General features: G+C 73.2%; 12 protein-coding genes. 7 read left to right on the top strand and 5 right to left on the bottom strand.

Annotation, left to right across the window (positions count from 1 at the left end; genetic code table 11):
• Positions 1–505: 505 nt before the first annotated feature.
• Complete coding sequence (locus tag ACIQM4_RS13040) at positions 506–1063, bottom strand: MarR family winged helix-turn-helix transcriptional regulator (RefSeq protein WP_401590058.1); 558 nt, start codon at positions 1061–1063, stop codon at positions 506–508.
• A 114-nt stretch (positions 1064–1177) separates the two neighbouring features.
• On the opposite strand from ACIQM4_RS13040, the gene ACIQM4_RS13035 reads away from it, so the two are divergent.
• The gene (locus ACIQM4_RS13035; protein WP_401590055.1) at positions 1178–2467 is read left to right on the top strand and encodes an MFS transporter; all 1290 of its coding nucleotides are present in this window, start codon (positions 1178–1180) and stop codon (positions 2465–2467) included.
• A gap of 4 nt (positions 2468–2471) precedes the next feature.
• Here ACIQM4_RS13035 and ACIQM4_RS13030 read toward each other — a convergent pair whose 3' ends face one another.
• The gene (locus ACIQM4_RS13030; RefSeq protein WP_401590052.1) at positions 2472–4130 is read right to left on the bottom strand and encodes a SpoIIE family protein phosphatase; all 1659 of its coding nucleotides are present in this window, start codon (positions 4128–4130) and stop codon (positions 2472–2474) included.
• Positions 4131–4290: 160 nt separating this feature from the next.
• Positions 4291–5676, bottom strand: a complete 1386-nt coding sequence (locus ACIQM4_RS13025; RefSeq protein ID WP_401590049.1) for an NAD(P)/FAD-dependent oxidoreductase — start codon at positions 5674–5676, stop codon at positions 4291–4293.
• 370 nt (positions 5677–6046) lie between these two features.
• Between ACIQM4_RS13025 and ACIQM4_RS13020 the strand changes: the two genes are divergently transcribed.
• Positions 6047–6892, top strand: a complete 846-nt coding sequence (locus ACIQM4_RS13020; RefSeq protein ID WP_401590046.1) for a TetR/AcrR family transcriptional regulator — start codon at positions 6047–6049, stop codon at positions 6890–6892.
• Positions 6893–7145: 253 nt separating this feature from the next.
• Positions 7146–9194, top strand: coding sequence for a sigma-70 family RNA polymerase sigma factor (locus tag ACIQM4_RS13015; protein ID WP_401590043.1), 2049 nt, complete (start codon positions 7146–7148; stop codon positions 9192–9194).
• A gap of 62 nt (positions 9195–9256) precedes the next feature.
• Here ACIQM4_RS13015 and ACIQM4_RS13010 read toward each other — a convergent pair whose 3' ends face one another.
• A complete protein-coding gene (locus tag ACIQM4_RS13010; protein WP_401590040.1) occupies positions 9257–11380 on the bottom strand; it encodes an asparagine synthase-related protein in 2124 nt (707 codons plus the stop codon).
• Positions 11381–12359: 979 nt separating this feature from the next.
• On the opposite strand from ACIQM4_RS13010, the gene ACIQM4_RS13005 reads away from it, so the two are divergent.
• The 4 genes from ACIQM4_RS13005 to ACIQM4_RS12990 all read left to right on the top strand — a co-directional run bounded on the left by ACIQM4_RS13005 (position 12360) and on the right by ACIQM4_RS12990 (position 17911).
• Positions 12360–13790 (top strand): MFS transporter, encoded by a 1431-nt coding sequence (locus ACIQM4_RS13005; protein WP_401590037.1) that lies wholly within the window; start codon positions 12360–12362, stop codon positions 13788–13790.
• A gap of 148 nt (positions 13791–13938) precedes the next feature.
• The gene (gene lhgO / locus ACIQM4_RS13000) at positions 13939–15156 is read left to right on the top strand and encodes an L-2-hydroxyglutarate oxidase (RefSeq protein WP_401590034.1); all 1218 of its coding nucleotides are present in this window, start codon (positions 13939–13941) and stop codon (positions 15154–15156) included.
• Between the two features lie 420 nt (positions 15157–15576).
• Positions 15577–16461, top strand: a complete 885-nt coding sequence (trmB, locus tag ACIQM4_RS12995; RefSeq protein ID WP_401590173.1) for a tRNA (guanosine(46)-N7)-methyltransferase TrmB — start codon at positions 15577–15579, stop codon at positions 16459–16461.
• Between the two features lie 70 nt (positions 16462–16531).
• Positions 16532–17911, top strand: coding sequence for a PrsW family intramembrane metalloprotease (locus ACIQM4_RS12990; RefSeq protein WP_401590031.1), 1380 nt, complete (start codon positions 16532–16534; stop codon positions 17909–17911).
• Positions 17912–17952: 41 nt separating this feature from the next.
• On the opposite strand, the gene ACIQM4_RS12985 is transcribed toward ACIQM4_RS12990, so the two are convergent.
• Positions 17953–18903 carry an aldo/keto reductase gene (locus ACIQM4_RS12985; RefSeq protein WP_401590028.1) on the bottom strand — a complete coding sequence of 317 codons (951 nt, stop codon included), beginning with the start codon at positions 18901–18903 and terminating at the stop codon, positions 17953–17955.
• Positions 18904–18962 lie beyond the last annotated feature (59 nt).

Genomic DNA, 18962 nt, shown 5'->3' with positions numbered 1-18962 from the left:
CGGACGCTTCCTTCGTACTCACCCCTGCGGGCTTTCCTCCGGACGTTTTCGTTCGGTGTTTCTTTTGTGTTGTTGCGTTTCCGACTCTATCAGACTGTTTCCAGTGCCGATTCCCTCGGTCCCGCTCGCTTTCCAGGTTCTTCGCTTTCGCGTTTTCCCTTTCCGGCGGTTCCGACTCTATCAGATCCTTTCGGGCCTGATCCCCAGTCGAACTTGGGTTGTCCTTGCGGCTGTTGGGCCGTTCCGACGTCTCAAACCCTAGTGGATTTTCCCGGTGAACCGAAATCGGCTCCCAGGGGTTGATTTCGGCATGCCGAAATTGACCCTGGCGGGAAATCGTACGGAGTTTGGTTGCCGCTTTCGCGACGGGAGGTGATGCCGCAGAACCGTTACGGCTGTGTGGCAACTCGGAGAACCTTACGGATGACAGGGCAGGGTGTCAACCCCTCCACCCTGCCCCCGAACGCGCGTCCGAAACAGGGCTCGGCCCAGGTCCGTACAGGAGTCAGTCCAGGTCCGTGAGGCGGCCGCCGGCGTCCGGCTGGGCGTCCTCGACCCTGCGCAGCAGGCGGGTCAGCATCTCTCCCAGGACGACCCGCTCGTCCGCGGCGAGGTCCTGGAGCAGGTCCTCCTCGAAGGACGACGCCATGCGCATCGCTTCGAGCCACTTCGTACGGCCCTCGTCCGTCAGCTCGACGATGACGCGCACCCGGTTGTTCTCGTCCCGGTCGCGGGTGACCAGGCCCTCGCCCGCCATGCGGTCGATCCGGTGGGTCATCGCGGCCGGGGTGAGGCCCAGCCGCTTGGCGAGTTCGCCGGGGCCCAGCCGGTAGGGGGCTCCGGAGACCACGAGCGTCTTCAGGACCTCCCACTCCGCGTTGCTGATGCCCAGGGCGGCGACCTGGCGTCCGTACGCGACGTTCATCCGGCGGTTCAGCCGGCCGAGGGCCGAGACGACCTTCTCCACCTGGGGGTCCAGGTCTCGGAACTCGCGTTGGTATGCGGCGATCTGCTCGTCGAGGCTCGGCTCATGAGGGCCGGGCGTCTCTGGCGTGTCTGGCATTCGCGAAGTATGGCACGGGGCGCGTTGGCGTTGAAGTCCTTCGGTATGTACTGTTGACCTTCGAACTTTACTGTTGAAGTCTTCGGACTTCAGATCTTCAGGGTTGAGGTGAGTATGACCAAGACGATGGGCTCGGCGATGCGGCGGATCCAGGCAGGCAACGCGCTGGCCGCATTCGGGCTCGGATTCACGGTGCCGTATCTGTACGTGTACGTGGCCCAGGTACGGGAGCTGGGGCCGACCGCGGCGGGTGTCGTCCTTGGCGCCTTCGCCCTGGCGGCGCTGATCGCCCTCCCCTTCGTGGGGGTGCTGATCGACCGGCGCGGGCCGGTTCCGGTACTGATCGGGGCCGCGCTGGCGGCCTCCGTGGGCGCGGTGGCGCTCGGCAGCTCAGCGAGCCTGGTGACGGCGGTCGGCTCGGCCGCGGTGCTGGGTATCGGTACCGCGGTGATGCAGCCCGCGCTGGCGACGATGATCGTGCGGTGCTCCACGCCCGAGACCCGGACACGCTCGTTCGCGATGCAGTTCTTCCTGGCCAACCTGGGGCTGGGCATCGGCGGGCTCATCGGCGGCCAGATCGTCGACAAGAACGACCCCGGCACCTTCACCCTGCTGTTCGGAATCGAAGCGGTGATGTTCCTGGTGCTCGCGGGCATCGCGATGACCGTGCGGATGCCGCACATCCCCGTGGTCGAGGGCGCCGGTGGGAAGGGTCTCTTCGGCGGGCTCAGCACGCTGGTGAAGCACAAGGCCATGTTGCAGCTGTGCGGTCTCGGCTTCGTGATCTTCTTCGCCTGCTACGGGCAGTTCGAGTCGGGGCTCGCGGCATACGGCACCGAGGCCGCCGGGATCGACCCGTCGACGCTCGGCATCGCGCTCGCCGCCAACACGGCGATGATCGTGGCCGCGCAGTTCCTGGTGCTGAAGTTCGTCGAGCGCCGTCGCAGGTCGCGGATGATCGCGCTGGTCGGGCTCATCTGGACGGTGGCGTGGGTCGCCGCCGGCTACGCGGGCCTCGGGCACGGCAGCCAGACCATGGCGACCGCGGCCTTCATCTCCACGTACGCCCTCTTCGGGCTCGGTGAGGCGATGCTGTCGCCGACCGTCGCACCGCTGGTGGCCGACCTGGCGCCCGAGTCGATGGTGGGCACGTACAACTCGGCCTTCGCGCTGGTCAAGCAGCTGGCGCTGGCGGTCGGTCCGGCCGTGGGCGGGCCCATGGGGGCCTCGCTGCACATGCCGTACATCGTGACGTTCATTCTGTTCTCGCTGGGCATCAGCGTGCTCGCGCTGCGGATGGGCAAGGGGCTGACGCCCGCCCAGGACCTGCCGGTCCCGGTCACGTCGCTCGTGGTCGCGAAGCACCTGCCCAAGGACGAGGGCTCCGTGCGGACGGCCGCGTAACGCCCTACGTGTCCGGCAGTGCGAACTCGCACCACACCGCTTTTCCGCCGCCCGGTGTGCGGCGCGAACCCCAGGACGAGGCGATCGTCGCGACGATCGAGATGCCTCGTCCTGCTTCGTCCGCGGGCTCGGCCCTGCGGCGGCGGGGCAGGTGGTCGTCGCCGTCGGTCACTTCGATGATCAGACGGCGGTCCGTGCGGCGCAGCCGCAGCCGCATCGGGGGTGTGCCGTGCTGGAGGGAGTTGGCGACCAGCTCACTGGCGGCAAGCACGCCCAGGTCGCTCAGTTCCACGGGGAAGCGCCAGGAGGAGAGGACTCCGGTCGCGAAGGCGCGGGCGCGCGGCGCCGCCTCGATGCCGCCGAGCAGTTCGAGGGCGGCGTTGTGGAAGAGCTCGGCGTCGTGTCCCTTGCGCGAGGGGTGCTGGACGACGAGGACCGCCACGTCGTCGTCGTGGTCGGCGGTGATGCCCAGCGCCCGCATCAGCCGGTCGCACACCACGTCGGGGGCGCCGGTCGCGCCGGACAGTGCCCGTTCCAGAGCGGAGACGCCTTCGTCGATGTCCTCGCGGCGGCGCTCGACGAGACCGTCCGTATAGAGGACGGCCGTCGAGCCCGGCGGGAGGGCGATCGTGCCCGAGGTGTGCATCCAGCCGCCCGTGCCCAGCGGGGGGCCGGTGTGGTCCTCGGCGCGGGTGACCATGCCGTCCTCGTGCCGGACCAGGATCGGCAGGTGGCCAGCCGACGCGTAGACCAGCCGGCCCTCGTTGGGGTCGTGCACCGCGTACGCGCAGGTGGCGATCTGGCTGGCGTCGATCTCGGCGGCCAGACCGTCGAGGAGCTGGAGCACCTCGTGCGGCGGCAGGTCCAGGCGGGCGTACGCACGGACGGCCGTGCGGAGCTGGCCCATGACGGCCGCCGCGCGCACCCCGCGCCCCATCACGTCGCCGATGACCAGTGCGGTGCGGCCGGCGCCGAGGGTGATCACGTCGTACCAGTCGCCGCCGACCGCGGCGTCCTCGCCGCCCGGCTGGTAGGTGGCGGCGATGCGCAGGTCGTCGGGCTGCTCCAGCTCCTGCGGCAGGAGCGAGCGCTGGAGGGTGACGGCCGTCTCGCGCTGGCGGCTCTCGGAGGCGCGCAGCCGCTCGGCCGCGTCCGCGTGGTCGGTGACGTCGGTGGCGAAGACCAGCACGCCCCCGCCGTCGGGTGTGTCGAGCGGCGTGCAAGTGATCGTGTACGAACTGCCCTTGGGCGTGCGGCGGGACTTGACCGTGCGCGGTGTGCCGCCGCGCAGGACCTGGTCCATGAGCGGGAGCAGGCCCAGCTCCTCCAGCTCGGGCAGCTCCGTCGCGGCGGGCGCGCCCGCGCTGCGCGCGCCGAAGGCCGCGGCATACGCCTCGTTGACGTACGCGACGCGGTGTTCAGGTCCGTGCAGCAGGGCTACGAGGGCCGGGAGTTGGCCGACGATCTCGCGCAGGGACAGGTCTTCGAGCGCGGGCGGGCGCGGGGCGTCGGGCGCTTCGGGGCCTGCCCCGCGCCCCTGGCCGGTCTCTGCTCCGGGCTGCTGCCCGAGCTCACCGCGGGCGGCGGGCACGGACCCGCGGTCGGACCGTGCGGCCGCACGGCGTGTTCCGGGAAGCCGGGCGCTCCAGCGGGTGAAGTTCACTGAACTACTTGCCTCGTGATCGGGGTGAGGGTGGTGCAGGTCTGCTTGGATCCGGGGTCGCCCGTGCGCTCACGCAGGTCACTCCTTGCAGGCACGGGTCAACCTATCGTCACACGTCCAGTGTGACGGACCGCACTGACAACCGGTAACGGAGAGGACGTCAGCGGGGCTTGGGCGGTTCGCCGCCCGCCGCGAGTTCGAATTCGGCGCGCGGATGTTCCAGCGAGCCGAGCGAGACGATCTCGCGCTTGAAGAGTCCGGAGAGGGTCCACTCGGCGAGGACCCGGGCCTTCCTGTTGAAGGTCGGGACCCGGCTGAGGTGGTAGGCCCGGTGCATCGTCCAGGCCGCGAAGCCCTTGAGCTTGCGGCCGTAGACGTGGGCGACCCCTTTGTGCAGGCCGAGGGAGGCGACCGAGCCCGCGTACTTGTGGCGGTAGTCGGTGAGCGGCTGCCCGTCCAGGGAGGCCACGATGTTCTCCGCGAGGACCTTGGCCTGGCGGACGGCGTGCTGGGCGTTGGGGGCGCACTCGGCGGGCGTGCCGTCGGGGCCCTTGCCCGCTGCCGTGAGGTCCGGGACGGCTGCCGCGTCCCCGGCGGCCCACGCGTGCGGCGCGCCCTCGACGGCCAGCTGGGCGGTGCAGCTGAGACGGCCCCTGGCGTTGAGGGGCAGGCTGCTCGCGGCGAGCAGCGGATGCGGTTTCACGCCGGCCGTCCATACGAGCGTACGGGTGGGGAAACGGGCGCCGTCGTCGAGGACGGCGACGCGGTTCTCGACGGACGACAGCCGGGCGCCGAGCCTGATGTCGATGCCCCGGCCGCGCAGCTCGCGGATCGCGTACCGGCCCATCTCCTCGCCGACCTCGGGGAGGATGCGGTCGCTGGCCTCCACGAGGATCCACCTCAGGTCGTCCGCCTTGAGGTTGTGGTAGTAGCGCGAGGCGTGTCGGGCCATGTCCTCCAGCTCGCCCAGGGCTTCCACGCCCGCGTACCCGCCGCCGACGAAGACGAAGGTCAGGGCGGCGTCGCGGACGGCCGGGTCGCGGGTGGAGGAGGCGATGTCCATCTGCTCGATGACGTGGTTGCGCAGCCCGATGGCCTCCTCGACGGTCTTGAAGCCGATGCCGTGCTCGGCGAGACCGGGGACGGGCAGGGTGCGGGAGACCGAGCCGGGCGCCAGGACCAGTTCGTCGTACGGCAGCTGGAGGGGTCCGGTGCCTTCTTCGGCGGTGGCCAGGGTGGTGACGGTGGCCAGCCGCTTGACGTGGTCGATCGAGTTCGCCTCGCCGACGACGACACGGCAGTGCGGCAGGACCCGGCGCAGCGGGACGACGACGTGACGTGGGGAGATGGACCCGGCGGCGGCTTCGGGCAGGAAGGGCTGGTACGTCATGTACGGGTCGGGTGAGACGACGGTGATTTCCACGCCGCCGTCACCGTCCGCACCACCGTTGCCGAGCCGCCGTTTCAGCTTCCGCTGGAGGTGCAGTGCGGTGTACATGCCGACGTATCCGCCGCCTACCACGAGAATGCGCACTGGATTTGTCACCGTCCCATGAGGCAACGGACATGGGGCTTTGTCCACAGGGCCGACAAGTCGTATGACCGGCCAACAGTCTCCGTCGGGGTGCTGGAAGTTGGTCTTCCGCAGTGTTGCTGATGGGGTTTGTGCAGGTCAGCGGGCGGGCGGGGAGGGGTGGGTGCGGTCGGGCGGGGGCCGGGGGCATTCCTGGGCCCGGCCGGGGGGCACGCCGCGCGGAACAACCCCCTTCTGAATCGCCCCGCGCTCAACTATGTTCGTACTTCGTCGGAGTGGCGGAGTATGTGTGTGCACGGCACGTGTTCGCACGGCTCGCGAACTCCGGCAGTCAGGGCGGGGAATGTCTCCGGGGGGAGACATCAATACCGGGGGAACGCTGATGCACATTCAGGATTCACATTGGCAGGCTGCCGTCGCACCGTCGGCAGCACCCGACAGCAACGGGCGGGTTTCCGTGGGCGGCCCGGCCGCCGCACGATCGGCACCGCTCCGCGTGGACGCACAGCGCAATCTCGAACACGTACTGCGGGCCGCCCGCGAGGTGTTCGGCGAGCTCGGTTACGGGGCGCCCATGGAGGACGTCGCGCGCAGGGCCCGGGTCGGCGTCGGTACGGTCTACCGGCGGTTCCCGAGCAAGGACGTACTGGTGCGGCGGATAGCCGAGGAGGAGACCTCCCGGCTGACCGATCAGGCGCGGACCGCGCTGGGCCAGGAGGACGAGCCGTGGTCGGCGCTCTCCCGGTTCCTGCGGACCTCGGTCGCCTCGGGCGCGGGACGGCTGCTGCCGCCGCAGGTGCTGCGGGTCCGGTCGGACGCCGACGCCGACATCGACGCGGTGTACGGCGGGAGTTTCGAGCCGGGCGGCCCGGGTGTGGTGCGCGAGGCGACCCGGGTGCCGCAGCAACGGCAGGCCGGTGCGGGCGCGCCGGATCTCCGGCTGGTCGAGCAGGACGGATCCGTGGGTCCTTCGGGCGCTGCTTCACAGGCCGCCACGGTGGTCGACGAGATCGACGACGCCGGTGCGGCGACGCTTCTGGAGGTCGTGGGGCAGCTGGTGGACCGGGCGCGGGCGGCGGGTGAACTGCGGGGTGACGTGACCGTGGCCGACGTACTGCTGGTGATCGCCACGGCCGCGCCCTCGCTGCCGGACGCGGCGCAGCAGGCGGCGGCGTCGTCCCGGCTCCTGGACATCCTGCTGGAGGGGCTGCGGTCGCGGCCCGCCTGAGCGGGGCCCCCGGACCGCCGGCTCCCGGCCGGTCGTGAGCGCCCGCGGTCTCCTGGCCGGTCGTGAGCGCTTGCGGTCTCCCGGCCGGTCGTGAGGGCCCGCCGACTACTCCCCTAACGGGTGAGGATTAGCGCTCCGTTTCGGGCGAAACCCCCGGACGAGTGGTTGGCGGGCTTGATCGGGTTTCGGCGCGTCGCCCTGTGCGAGTCTGGGCCGGTGTTCCGGTCAGAGGGTGCGTACGGGGGCTTCGGCCATGGGTGTTGACGAGCGGGACGAGGCGCTCGGGGGAGTCGGGGACGGCGAGACCGGCAGGGCTTCGGGGGCGGCGGACGCGCCCGGTACTTCTGGTGCTTTTGGTGCTTCTGGGGCGGCGGACGCCGCGGCGGCCGGGGCCTCCACCGGTGAGGCAGCTGCCTCAGAGGCCGGCAGCGGTGAGCTCACCGGGCCGCCGGAGCGGCAGGTGCCGAGTCAGGGTGGGCCACTGGGGGCCACTCCCACGCCGGAGACGGAGCGCGGGCCCGACCCGACGAGTGTGCCGCAGCAGCGCGGCGGTGGCACCTCGCGCGGTGAACAGGGCGCATCGGACGCCGACTTGATCGAGCGGATGCGCTCGGGTGACAACAGTGCGTACGAGGAGCTGTTCCGGCGGCACTCGGAGCCGGTGCGGCGTTACGCGCGCACCTGCTGCCGCGACGCGCACACCGCTGACGATCTGACCGCCGAGGTCTTCGCGCGTACCCTCCAGGCGGTGCGGGGCGGCGCCGGGCCCGAGCACGCCGTACGGGCGTACCTGCTGACCACGGTGCGGCGGGTGGCGGCGGGCTGGACGAAGACCGCCAGGCGGGAGCAACTCGTCGACGACTTCGCGGTGTTCGCCGACCAGGCGGCCCGGACGTCCGAGGCCCGCGACGACGACACCCTGGACCTGGGCGCGGACGTACGCGCCATGCACGAGGCGGAGCAGACGCTCGCCATGCAGGCCTTCAGGTCACTGCCCGAGCGCTGGCAGGCCGTGCTGTGGCACACCACGGTCGAGGAGGAGTCGCCCAGCGAGGTCGCGCCGCTGTTCGGACTGACGGCGAACGCCACGGCGGTACTGGCCTCCCGGGCACGCGAGGGGCTGAAGCAGGCGTATCTGCAGGCACATGTGAGTACGGCGCTGACCGCAGGCGGCGACTGCGCGCAGTACGCGGACCGGCTGGGCGCCTACGCGCGCGGCGGCCTGCGGATGCGCGCCGAGCGGGGTCTGCGCAAGCACCTCGCCGAGTGCGCGAAGTGCCGTGTCGCCGCAGGTGAGTTGAGCGACGTGAACGCGGGCATTCCGGCGCTGCTGCCGGTGGCGGTGATCGGCTGGGTGGCCGCCGGTTACTCGGTGAAGGCCGCGGGCATCGTGGCCGGCGGGGCGGCGGCAGGCGCGGGGGCGGCGGGCGCCGGTGCGGCGGGTTCCGGCGGTGCCGCCGGCGGTGGCCTCGCGGCCGAGGGGCTTGGGGCTCCAGCGAAGGTGGGCATCGGTGCGGCCCTCGCGGTGGCGGTGACGGCGGGGCTGGTGTTCGCGTTCGTGGGCGACGAGGCGCCGGCGCCGCCGAAGGTGGACGCCAAACCGCCGGCCGTGAAGCCGGTGCCGGTGCCGGTGCGGCCCACGCCGTCGCCGCCCCCTCCCCCGCCGTCCTCAGCCGCGCCCGCGCCGAAGCCGCCGCCGCCCGCTCCGTCGAAACCGCCGGTGGTGCGGCCCGCCCCGAAACCGACGCCGAAGCCCGTACCGCCCCCGGCGCGGCCCGCTCCGGCCAAGCCGCCCAAGCCGCCCAAGCCGACGCCGACACCTCCCCCACCCCCTCCCCCCGCGCCCGCGCCGAAGCCGCCGGAGGGCTACCCCGTCGCGGAGCTGGTCTACGGGCCGATGGGCGACCACACCGAGCCGGAGGTGCGACTGGGCACGAGCAGCGCGCTCTGGCAGCGGAGCAGCATGTCCATCGGCGGGGTGCGTTACGGGGACGGGGTGTCGGTGCCCGCGACGTCGTCCGTGACGATCGACCTGAACCGGCGGTGTTCGGCGTACGACGCGAAGGTCGGGGTCGACGACCTGACGATGGGCAGCGGGGCGGTGCGCTTCTCCGTGTACGGGGACGGCGCGCTGCTGTGGCGCTCCCCGGTGCTCAAGGGCGGTGACGCGGCGGTGCCGGTGCACGTGGGGATCACGGGGCGCAGGACGCTACGGCTGGTGACGCAGTCGGTGGACGGCCCCGGTTCGGAGTCGGACGCGGCCTTCGCCGACTGGGCGGGCTCGCGCATCGGCTGCGGTTAGCGGGGTCGTCCGCGCCACGCCCCGGGCGCACGGAGGCGCCCCACGCCCCTAGGACCCGGGGCCTAGAGACTGCGCCGGTGCGGGACCCCGCCCGCCACCGCCCGCTGTCTCGGCGCCGCCGACCCCGTCCAGCACGTGCCGCGCCTGGCGAGCAGCCGACGGAGCCAGAGCTCCGTGGAGACCAGGTCGGCGAGGCCGTCCAGCGGGACGGGTTCGCCCGCCGCCGCCGCCCGTACCGCCTTGCGTACGACGCGCGCCTCGATCAGGCCCGCGTCCGCGAGCAGCGGCGCCTCGAAGAGCGCGACGAGGTTGTCCTGCGCGGCGTGGATGCCCGCCTGGGCCGTCGCCGTGGCGGCAGTGTGCGCGGTGGCCGCGCCCCAGCCCGGCGGCAGGTCGTGGACGCCGGCCCCCGCCAGGACGGCGCGGAGTATCGCGGCGCGGGCGCCCGGCTGGACGCGGAGCGTCTCGGGCAAGGCGCGGCAGGCCCGTACGACCTGGTTGTCGAGGAAGGGGGCGTGCAGCCGCTGGCTGCGGACCTCCGCCGCCTGCTCGAAGACCCGGTGGTCGTAGGCGTGGCGGGCGAGGGCGGCGCGGGCACGGGCCTCGCCGGGTCGCTGCACCGAGGCGGGGCGCAGGGCCGACTCCTGGAGACGGATCGATACTTCCGCGAGGGCCTCACCGGTCAGCCAGCGGGCGGCAGGCCCCGGCCGTGACCAGGCGAGGGCCTCAAGTGAGGCGTCCAGGGCACCGACCGGGCCGCTCGCGTCGACGACACCACGGCTGGTGAGGCGGTCCGCCGCGTCCTCGATGCCCGAGCGGTAGGACGTACGGGCGAGGCGGCGGGCGGCGCGGTAGACGGTCAGCGGGACGAGGAGGGAGTGCGGGGAGGTGCCCTCGGCCTTCGCCAACGCGGTCGCGGGACGCAGGATGTGACGGCGTCTGCGGTCGATGAGGAGGTCGGCGAGGCGCGCCGGGTGGGCGTCCAGGACCTGCCGGGCGCCGTTGCCGACGAGGTGGTCGGCGCTGCCCGACTGGAGCCGCAGCCGGGCGCGTTCGGCGGTGACCAGGGAGGGGCCCGGCTCGTCGGTGAGCGGGCCCGACTCCAGGTCGGCGTACGGCAGGGCCTCTTCGGCCCCGGCGACGACGACGTGGTGCAGCCGGGGGTTTGCGGCGATCGCGCCGGCCCGCTCCAGTTCGTGGTCGAGTTCGCGGTCGTGCGTGCGGGCGGACGCGGCCAGGTCGTTGAAGGTGACGGCGAGGAGGCGCTCGCCGGCCCCGGTGCCGTGGCCGAGGACGGTGCCCGGCAGGCCAGGCAGCCCCGCGGCTAGGAGCGCGAGGGTGGCGGACGCGCTGCCGCCGGAGAGGTCGGAGCCGATGCCGGGGACGGGGGCGCCGCGGCGGCGGGCCCGGCGTTCGGCGGGGCCCATGCCGGGGACGGGGCCCGGGTCGGGGAGCGGGGTGTCGGGGGCGTGCCGGGGCGCGGTGAGACGGGCCCGTACCGCTTCGACGAGGGCGTCGCGCACACCCTCCACGGCCCGTTCCGGGTCGACCTGGGGTGCGGCGACGGCGAGCGAGGCGACCGGCTCGTAACCGGTGATCTCCCGGGAGCCCTCGCGCAGGACGAGTGCGTGGCCCGGCGGGATGCGCCTGACGCCGGTGTACGGGGTGCCGTCGCGCAGCGCCTCGGGGACGTCCGGGCAGGCGAGGAGGGCGGCGAGGTGGCCGATGTCCAGCTGCGCCTCGATGAGGTCGGCGAGGGGGAGCGCGGCGGTGGCGTACGCGGTGCCGTTGGCCCAGGGCGTGTAGAAGACCGGGCGGGCTCCTGCCAGGTCACCGGCGATCGTCACGCGTCTGCCGGTCTGGACGACGGCGGTGTAGCTGCCGGGCCAGGCGGTCAGGTGCCTCAGTGCGCCGCCGCGCGCCGCGAAGAGGCCGACGCGGAGTTCTTCGTCGGTGGCGCCGCAGCAGCCGAGGACGGCGAGCCGGGTGAAGGCGTCGACGCTGACGGTCCGCACCTCGTCGGGGCGCCAGTCGCCGACCGCCCACAGGGGGTCAGGGTCACCCCACAGCAGCTGGGCGCCGACGGGTTGGACGGTGTCGCCCTCGTGCTCGGTACCGGGGGCACCGACGGCTCCGACCGTGCCGAAGCTCGCGGCGACGCTGCTCCATCCCACCAACCAACGCATCGCCGCCTCCACAGGCTGTGGACAACTTCGCCCGCGCGGGACGTGCGGTGGGAGGCCGGGCCGTCAGGCCGCTGTGACCACGACCTCTGCCCCGGCCGGCCGGGCCGTCAGGTCCCCTTGCGCACGCGCCGTGCCGCGCTCGTCGCGCGTGAGCACCATGCTGCCACGAGTGCGGCGCACGGGTGGGGGTGCGGGGGGCGGTGGCGGCGGACAATACGCGGGGGCAAAGGGGGAGTTGGGCGGCAAATGGGACGGGGCGGGGGTAGGCCTGCGACCTGCCCGGCGTCCGAGGACGCACTGCGCGCCCTTGCGCGGGGACGCGGACCGGGACGGCGCAGCCGTCGCGAGAGGGGCGCGGACCCGGGCGGGCCGCCGCTGCGGCGCGAGTGCGGACCCCGACGGTCGCCGCTGCCGCCCCGAGGCGCGGACCCCGACGGTCGCCGCTGCCGCCCCGAGGCGCGGACCCCGACGGCCACCCGTGCGGCCCCGAGGCGCGGACCCCGACGGCCACCCGTGCGGCCCCGAGTCGCGGGGACCCGGTCGTACACCCGTGCGGCGCGAGCTCCGAGCGCCGCCCGCCCGCGTTCCGCCATAGACCTCATCCGGCCAAGTTTCGGACAGCGCGCAGCCCGGGAGGCGCTGTTCACCTCCCGGACCGTTCCGCCACCCGCGGGGATGAAGGTGGCGGAGTCCCCCAGCCCACCGGATCCGGTGCAGCGGGCCGACCCACGCACGTTCCATGGAAGCGCCGCCCCCGAGCACCGGCCAGAGCGCACGGGCGGGCGCACGGCCACACGGCAGGAGCACGAATCGGGCGGAACGTTCCTCCCACCGCCTCCCGTACCTGACTCGCGGGCAACAATCTCGCCATACGGGACACATGCCCTTAACGCTTGGGATGCGGCGAACTACGCTGGGTTTACGAATGCCGCGTGCCTATGCCGGGCCCGCGGCGGCCGTCTGCGTGAGGGGTGGCGCAATGTCCAGGGAGCAACGCGGGCCGAACGACAAGCTCGGCACGGTTCTCGCCCTCGCGGGAATCAGCAACGCCGGGCTGGCGCGCCGGGTCAACGACCTCGGTGCGCAACGTGGCATGACGCTTCGCTACGACAAGACGTCGGTGGCGCGGTGGGTTTCGAAGGGGATGGTGCCGCAGGGCGCCGCCCCGCACCTCATCGCCGCCGCGATAGGGGCCAAGCTGGGCCGTCCGGTCCCGCTGCACGAGATCGGGCTCGCGGACGCCGACCCGGCGCCCGAGGTCGGGCTCGCCTTCCCGCGCGACGTGTCGGTGGCGGTGCGGCACGCCACCGAGCTGTACCGGCTGGACCTGGCGGGCCGCAGGGCGGGCAGTGGCGGGATCTGGCAGTCGCTGGCCGGCTCCTTCGCCGTGAGCGCGTACGCGACGCCCGCCTCCCGCTGGCTGATAACCCCGGCGGACTCGTCGGTGGCGCGCGACTCGGCCGCCGCCGAGGCCGCCGCCGACGCGACACCGTTACGGGTGGGCCACAGCGACGTCGCCAAGCTGCGCGAGGCCGCCGAGGACGCGCGCCGCTGGGACTCCAAGTACGGCGGCGGTGACTGGCGTTCCTCGATGGTCCCCGAGTGCCTGCGCGTCGACGCGGCCCCGCTGCTGCTCGGCTCGTACAGCGACGACGTGGGCCGCTCGCTCTTCGGCGCGACCTCCGAGCTGACCCGGCTGGCCGGCTGGATGGCCTTCGACACCGGTCAGCAGGAGGCCGCCCAGCGGTACTACATCCAGGCCCTGCGGCTCGCGCGCGCGGCCGCCGACGTGCCGCTGGGCGGCTACGTGCTGGCGTCGATGTCCCTCCAGGCGACCTACCGGGGCTTCGCCGACGAAGGCGTGGACCTGGCGCAGGCCGCCCTGGAGCGCAACCGCGGCCTGGCCACCGCCCGCACCATGAGTTTCTTCCGCCTCGTCGAGGCACGCGCGCACGCGAAGGCGGGCGACGCGGCGGCGGCCGGGGCCGCGCTGAAGGCGGCGGAGGGCTGGCTGGAGCGCTCGCGGGAGGGCGACCCCGACCCGTCCTGGCTGGGCTTCTACTCGTACGACAGGCTGGCGGCGGACGCGGCCGAGTGCTACCGCGACCTCAAGCTGCCGCGCCAGGTCCGGCGGTTCACCGAGCAGGCGCTGTCCCGGCCGACCGAGGAGTTCGTACGCTCGCACGGGCTGCGCCTGGTGGTGAGCGCGGTCGCCGAGCTGGAGTCGGGCAACCTCGACGCGGCGTGCGCGGCGGGCACGCGTGCGGTGGAGGTCGCGGGACGCATCTCCTCTGCGCGCACCACCGAGTACGTACGGGACCTGCTGCACCGGCTGGAGCCGTACGGGGACGAGCCGCGCGTGGTGGAGCTGCGCGAACGGGCCAGGCCGCTGCTGGTGGCGCCGGCCTGACCCGCGCGCCGGGCCCCGGGCCGCGGGTCCAGGTCCGAGCACCCGGCCACGGCTGAATCGCTCACGGCCACGGCGGTTTCTCCCGCCCACGGGGTTTATGAGCGTTGTCAGTGGGCCAGTGCACTATTCGGGGTGGGAGGTGGCAGCGATGAGTGACGACTGCGATGTGCTGGTGGTCGGCGGGGGAATCGTCGGGATGGCGTCCGCTCACGCCGTCACCCGGGCCGCGCCCGGCACCCGCGTCATGGTGCTGGAGAAGGAGACGGGCCCGGCGAGACATCAGACCGGGCGCAACAGCGGGGTGGTCCACAGCGGGATCTACTACCGCCCCGGCTCCCTCAAGGCGCGGTACGCGGTGCGCGGCGCCGCGGAGATGATCAAGTTCTGTGCGGAGCACGGAATTCCGCACGAGGTGACGGGCAAGCTGATCGTCGCCACGGAGCGCGCCGAGCTGCCCCGCCTGCACGCGCTCGTCCAGCGCGGACGGCAGAACGGCATTCCGGTGCGCGAGCTGGGCCCCGCCCAGATCCAGGAGTACGAGCCCGAGGTGCGCGGCCTCGCCGCCATCCACGTCGGCACCACCGGCATCTGCGACTACGGCCGGGTGACGGAGGAGCTGGCCCGCTCGTCGGGCGCCGAGGTGCGGTACGGGGCGGAGGTGCGCCTCATCGCCCGCCGCGCCTCGGGCGTCGCGGTGCGTACCGCGGACGGCAGGGTCGTCCGGGCGAGGGCCCTGGTCAACTGCGCGGGCCTGCACTGCGACCGGGTGGCGAGGATGGCGGGCGACGAGCCCGGCATGCGGATCGTCCCGTTCCGCGGCGAGTACTTCGACCTCGCCCGCCCCGAGCTGGTGCGCGGCCTGGTCTACCCGGTCCCCGACCCGGCCTTCCCGTTCCTCGGCGTGCACCTCACCCGTGGCATCGCCGGCGGCGTCCATGTCGGGCCCAACGCGGTGCCGGCGCTGGCCCGCGAGGGATACGACTGGGGCGCGGTCCGCCCGGCGGACCTGGCGGGCACGCTGGCCTGGCCGGGATCCTGGCGGATAGCGCGCCGGCACTGGAGGTACGGGGCAGGGGAGCTGCACCGGTCGCTGTCCAGGCGCGCGTTCACCGAAGCGGTGCGGCGGCTGCTGCCCGCGGTCACCGAGGACGACCTGCGACCGTCCCCCGCGGGCGTCCGGGCCCAGGCGGTACTGCGCGACGGCACCCTCGCCGACGACTTCCTGATACGCGAGGCCCCACGCACGGTCCACGTGCTGAACGCCCCCTCCCCCGCGGCGACGGCCTCCCTGCCGATCGGCCGGGAGGTGGCCCGCCGGGTGCTGGGAGTACTGACGGGCGAACACTTCAGCCCGTCCGGCGTCTGAGGGCGGGGGCGGACGGCGCGGGACGCGGACGGCGCGGGACGCGCGGGCACGGGACGCGCGGGCACGGGACGAGCGGGCACGGGACGAGCGGGCACGGTACGCGCGGGCCCTTGGTACGGCGGGCCCCAGGCGTCCCGTGCGGGACCCGGTGTGCCACGAGTGGGACCCGTGGCGCCGCCGCGTAGGGCTCGGGGCGCCACCGCGCAGGACGCGAGGCGCCACCGCGTAGGGCCCGAGGCGCCACCGCGCAGAGCCAAAGGCACCGCCGCCCTGCGGGGCCCGACGGTGCCACGGGCAGAGGATCCGGACTCCTGCCGTGCAGAGGGCCGCGCGCCCCGCCCCCGGGCGCGACGGTGACCGCCCCCCGGCCGTCTCCGTAGAATCGAAAGCACCGTGTCCCAGAACAGCGAGAGCCCCACGATGCCCCAGAGCCCCGAGCAGTCCGCCGCGCCGAGTGCCGAACCGCAGGCCCACGTCGCCCCCGGCCCCTCCCAGGTGGCCGCCGCCGCGCGGGCCGCCGAGCAGAGCGCCGCCCACGAGCGTGCCGAACGGATGCAGCCGCGGGCCCTGCGCATGTTCCCCGAGGGCACGGGCCCCTCGCCCGACCCCGCCGGTTCGCACTTCGAGCGGCGGATCCGCAGCTTCCAGCCGCGCCGCAGCCGGGTCACCACCGGCCAGGCCGAGGCACTGAAGCGGTGGTGGCCGACCCGGGGCACCGACATCGACGGACAGCGCGTCCTCGACCTGAAGGAGATGTTCGACGGTCTCCCGGTCATCCTGGAGATCGGCTTCGGGATGGGCGAGGCGACCGCGCAGATGGCCGCCGACGACCCGTCGACCGGCATCCTCGCCGTCGACGTGCACACCCCCGGCCAGGGCAACCTCCTCGGTCTCGCCGAGCGGGGCGGCCTCTCCAACATCCGGGTGGCCAACGGCGACGCCGTCATCCTGCTCCGCGAGATGCTCGCCCCCGACTCCCTGTCCGGGCTGCGCGTGTACTTCCCCGACCCCTGGCCCAAGGCCCGCCACCACAAGCGGCGGCTGATCCAGCCGGAGTTCCTCTCCCTCGCCGCGACCCGGCTCGCCCCCGGCGCGGTCCTGCACTGCGCGACCGACTGGGAGCCGTACGCGGAGCAGATGCTCGAAGTGCTCAGCGCCCACCCCGACTTCGAGAACACCCAGGCGGACGGCGGGTACGCCCCGCGGCCCGCCTTCCGGCCGCTGACCCGGTTCGAGGGCCAGGGCCTGGACAAGGGACACGTGGTCCACGACCTGCTGTTCCGGCGCGTCGGCAAGGGCAGTTGACGCACCGTTCATCCACAGCGACTGTCCGAACACGATCGCGAGTGTCAGTGGCAGTCGTTAGGGTCGTCAGATGTACGAGACGTACGCATCGACCCCGCCCCCGGCGGCACCGGCAGCCCAGCCGGAGCCTGCCGCCGTCGCGCCCGCGGCGGGCCGCTCCCGGCGGCCGGGAGTCCTGCGCGGCGTCCGGCACCGCGCCCTCTGGCGCAACAGAGCGGTTCGCGCCACCGCGTTGATCGTGCTGCTCGCCCTGTCGGGGCTGGTGCTGCTCGCGCTCGTACGGGAGCAGACCGGCACCCGCGGCCTGCTGGTCGGCCTCGGGCTCGCCGTGTTCCCGGTGCCGCTGCTGCTGGCGGCGTTCCACTGGCTCGACCGGGTCGAGCCGGGGCCCTGGCGCAATCTGGTGTTCGCCTTCACCTGGGGTTCCTGCGCGGCCGCGCTCGTCGCGATCACCGCGAACAGCTTCGCCGTCCGCTGGATAGCCGTGGCCACCGCGGATCCCGACGGGGCGGACACCCTGGGGGCGACCGTCGTCGCGCCGTTCGTCGAGGAGTGCGCGAAGGCGGCGGCGATCCTGCTCCTCTTCCTGTTCCGCAGACGGCACTTCACCGGAATCGTGGACGGCGTGGTCCTCGCCGGCTTCACCGCGACCGGCTTCGCCTTCACCGAGAACATCCTCTATCTGGGCAACGCCTTCGGTGAGGACCAGGAGTTCGGTTTCTCCGGGCTCGGCTCGGTGACGGCGGGGACGTTCTTCGTGCGGGTGGTCATGTCCCCCTTCGCGCACCCGCTCTTCACCGTGCTGACCGGCATCGGCTTCGGTCTGGTGGCGCTCACCCCGACCCGGCGGATGCGCAACCGTGCCTGGGTGCGGATCCGGCGGTTCGCCCTGCCGCTGCTCGGTCTGCTGCTCGCGATGGGCATGCACTCCCTGTGGAACGGCTCGGCGTCATTCGGGCCGCTCGCCTTCTACGGGGTGTACGGGCTGTTCATGGTTCCTGCCTTCGCCTTCCTGACCTGGCTGGCGATCTGGACCAGGCAGCGGGAACTGCGACTGCTGTCGGCCGAGTTGCCCGCGTACGCGGGTGCGGGCTGGCTGGACCCGGCGGAGCCGCTCGCCCTGTCCTCGATGCGGGCCCGCTCACTGGCCAGGGGGTACGCGGCCAGGACGTACGGGCCAGGGGCCGCCAAGGCCGTCGCCGACTACGAGCAGGCGGCGACGGCGCTGGCCTTCCTGCGGTACCGGGCGCGGCGCGGGGCCGCGACCCCGGAGCTGGCCGCGGAGTTCACCGCCCGCGAGCGTGACCTGCTGGACCGACTCTGGCGGGGCAAACGGATCGCGGGCCCCGCCCTGGTGTACGCGGCCCAGGTCACCGGCCGAATACGGCTGCTGCCCCCGCCGTACCACCCCGCGTACGCGGCCACCTACAACCCGTACAAGAGCTACTAGCGCCGACACGGCCCCGTCAGTGGGCAGCAGTCGTGCGCCCGTCAGGCGGAAGCGCTGGTGAGCTTCGTCAGCTCGGCGTCCGTCAGGGTCACGTCCGCCACCGCGAGGAGCGCGGGCAGCTGCTCGACCGTACGGGCACTGGCGATCGGCGCCACCACGGTCGGCCGGGCGGCCAGCCAGGCCAGTGCCACGGTCGCGACCTCGGCGCCGTGCGCCCCGGCCACCTCGTCGAGCGCGGTGAGGACCTTGCGGCCGCGCTCGGTCTCCAGGTGCTTGGCCGCGCCCTCGGCGCGCGCACTCTGCACCTCGCCGCCGTCCGCACGGTACTTGCCGGTCAGGAAGCCCGAGGCGAGCGCGAAGTACGGCACGGCCGCGAGACCGGCCTGCGAGGCGACCTCCTGGAGCTCGCCCTCGTAGGTGTCGCGCGAGACGAGGTTGTAGTGCGGCTGGAGCGCGGTGTACTTCGCCAGTCCCTCACGCTCGGCGAGGTCCAGCGACTCGCGCAGCCGGTCGGGGGAGATGTTGGAGGCGGCCACGGCCCGCACCTTGCCGTCCCGGACGAGCTGGTCGAGTGCGCCGACGATCTCCTCGACGGGCACGGAGGGGTCGTCGAAGTGGGTGTAGTAGAGGTCGATGTGATCGGTGCGCAGCCGCTGCAGCGACTCGTCGGCCGCGGCCTTGATGTTGGCGGCGGAGAGCCCCTTGTACGAGGGGTGGGCGCCGACCTTCGTGGCGATGACGACGTCGTCGCGGTTGCCGCGTGACGTCAGCCAGTCGCCAAGGACGCGCTCGGACTCGCCGCCCTCGTTGCCCGGGACCCAGGCGGAGTAGGAGTCGGCGGTGTCGATGAAGTTGCCGCCGCCCGCGGTGTACGCGTCGAGCACGGCGAAGGACCGGTCACGGTCGGCGGTCCACCCGAAGACGTTGCCGCCGAGGGCGAGGGGGAAGACATCGAGGCCGGAATTGCCCAGCGGGCGCAGGTGAGAGGTCATAACTGGATCAACCACCCGGCCCGCCGGAGCTATTCCGTGCATCACCCATCGATTCCGAA

Source organism: Streptomyces sp. NPDC091272, from assembly GCF_044757485.1.
Classification (GTDB): Bacteria; Actinomycetota; Actinomycetes; order Streptomycetales; family Streptomycetaceae; genus Streptomyces.
The sequence above is the reverse complement of the archived record's forward strand: the minus strand, read 5'-3'. Positions and strand labels throughout refer to the sequence as shown.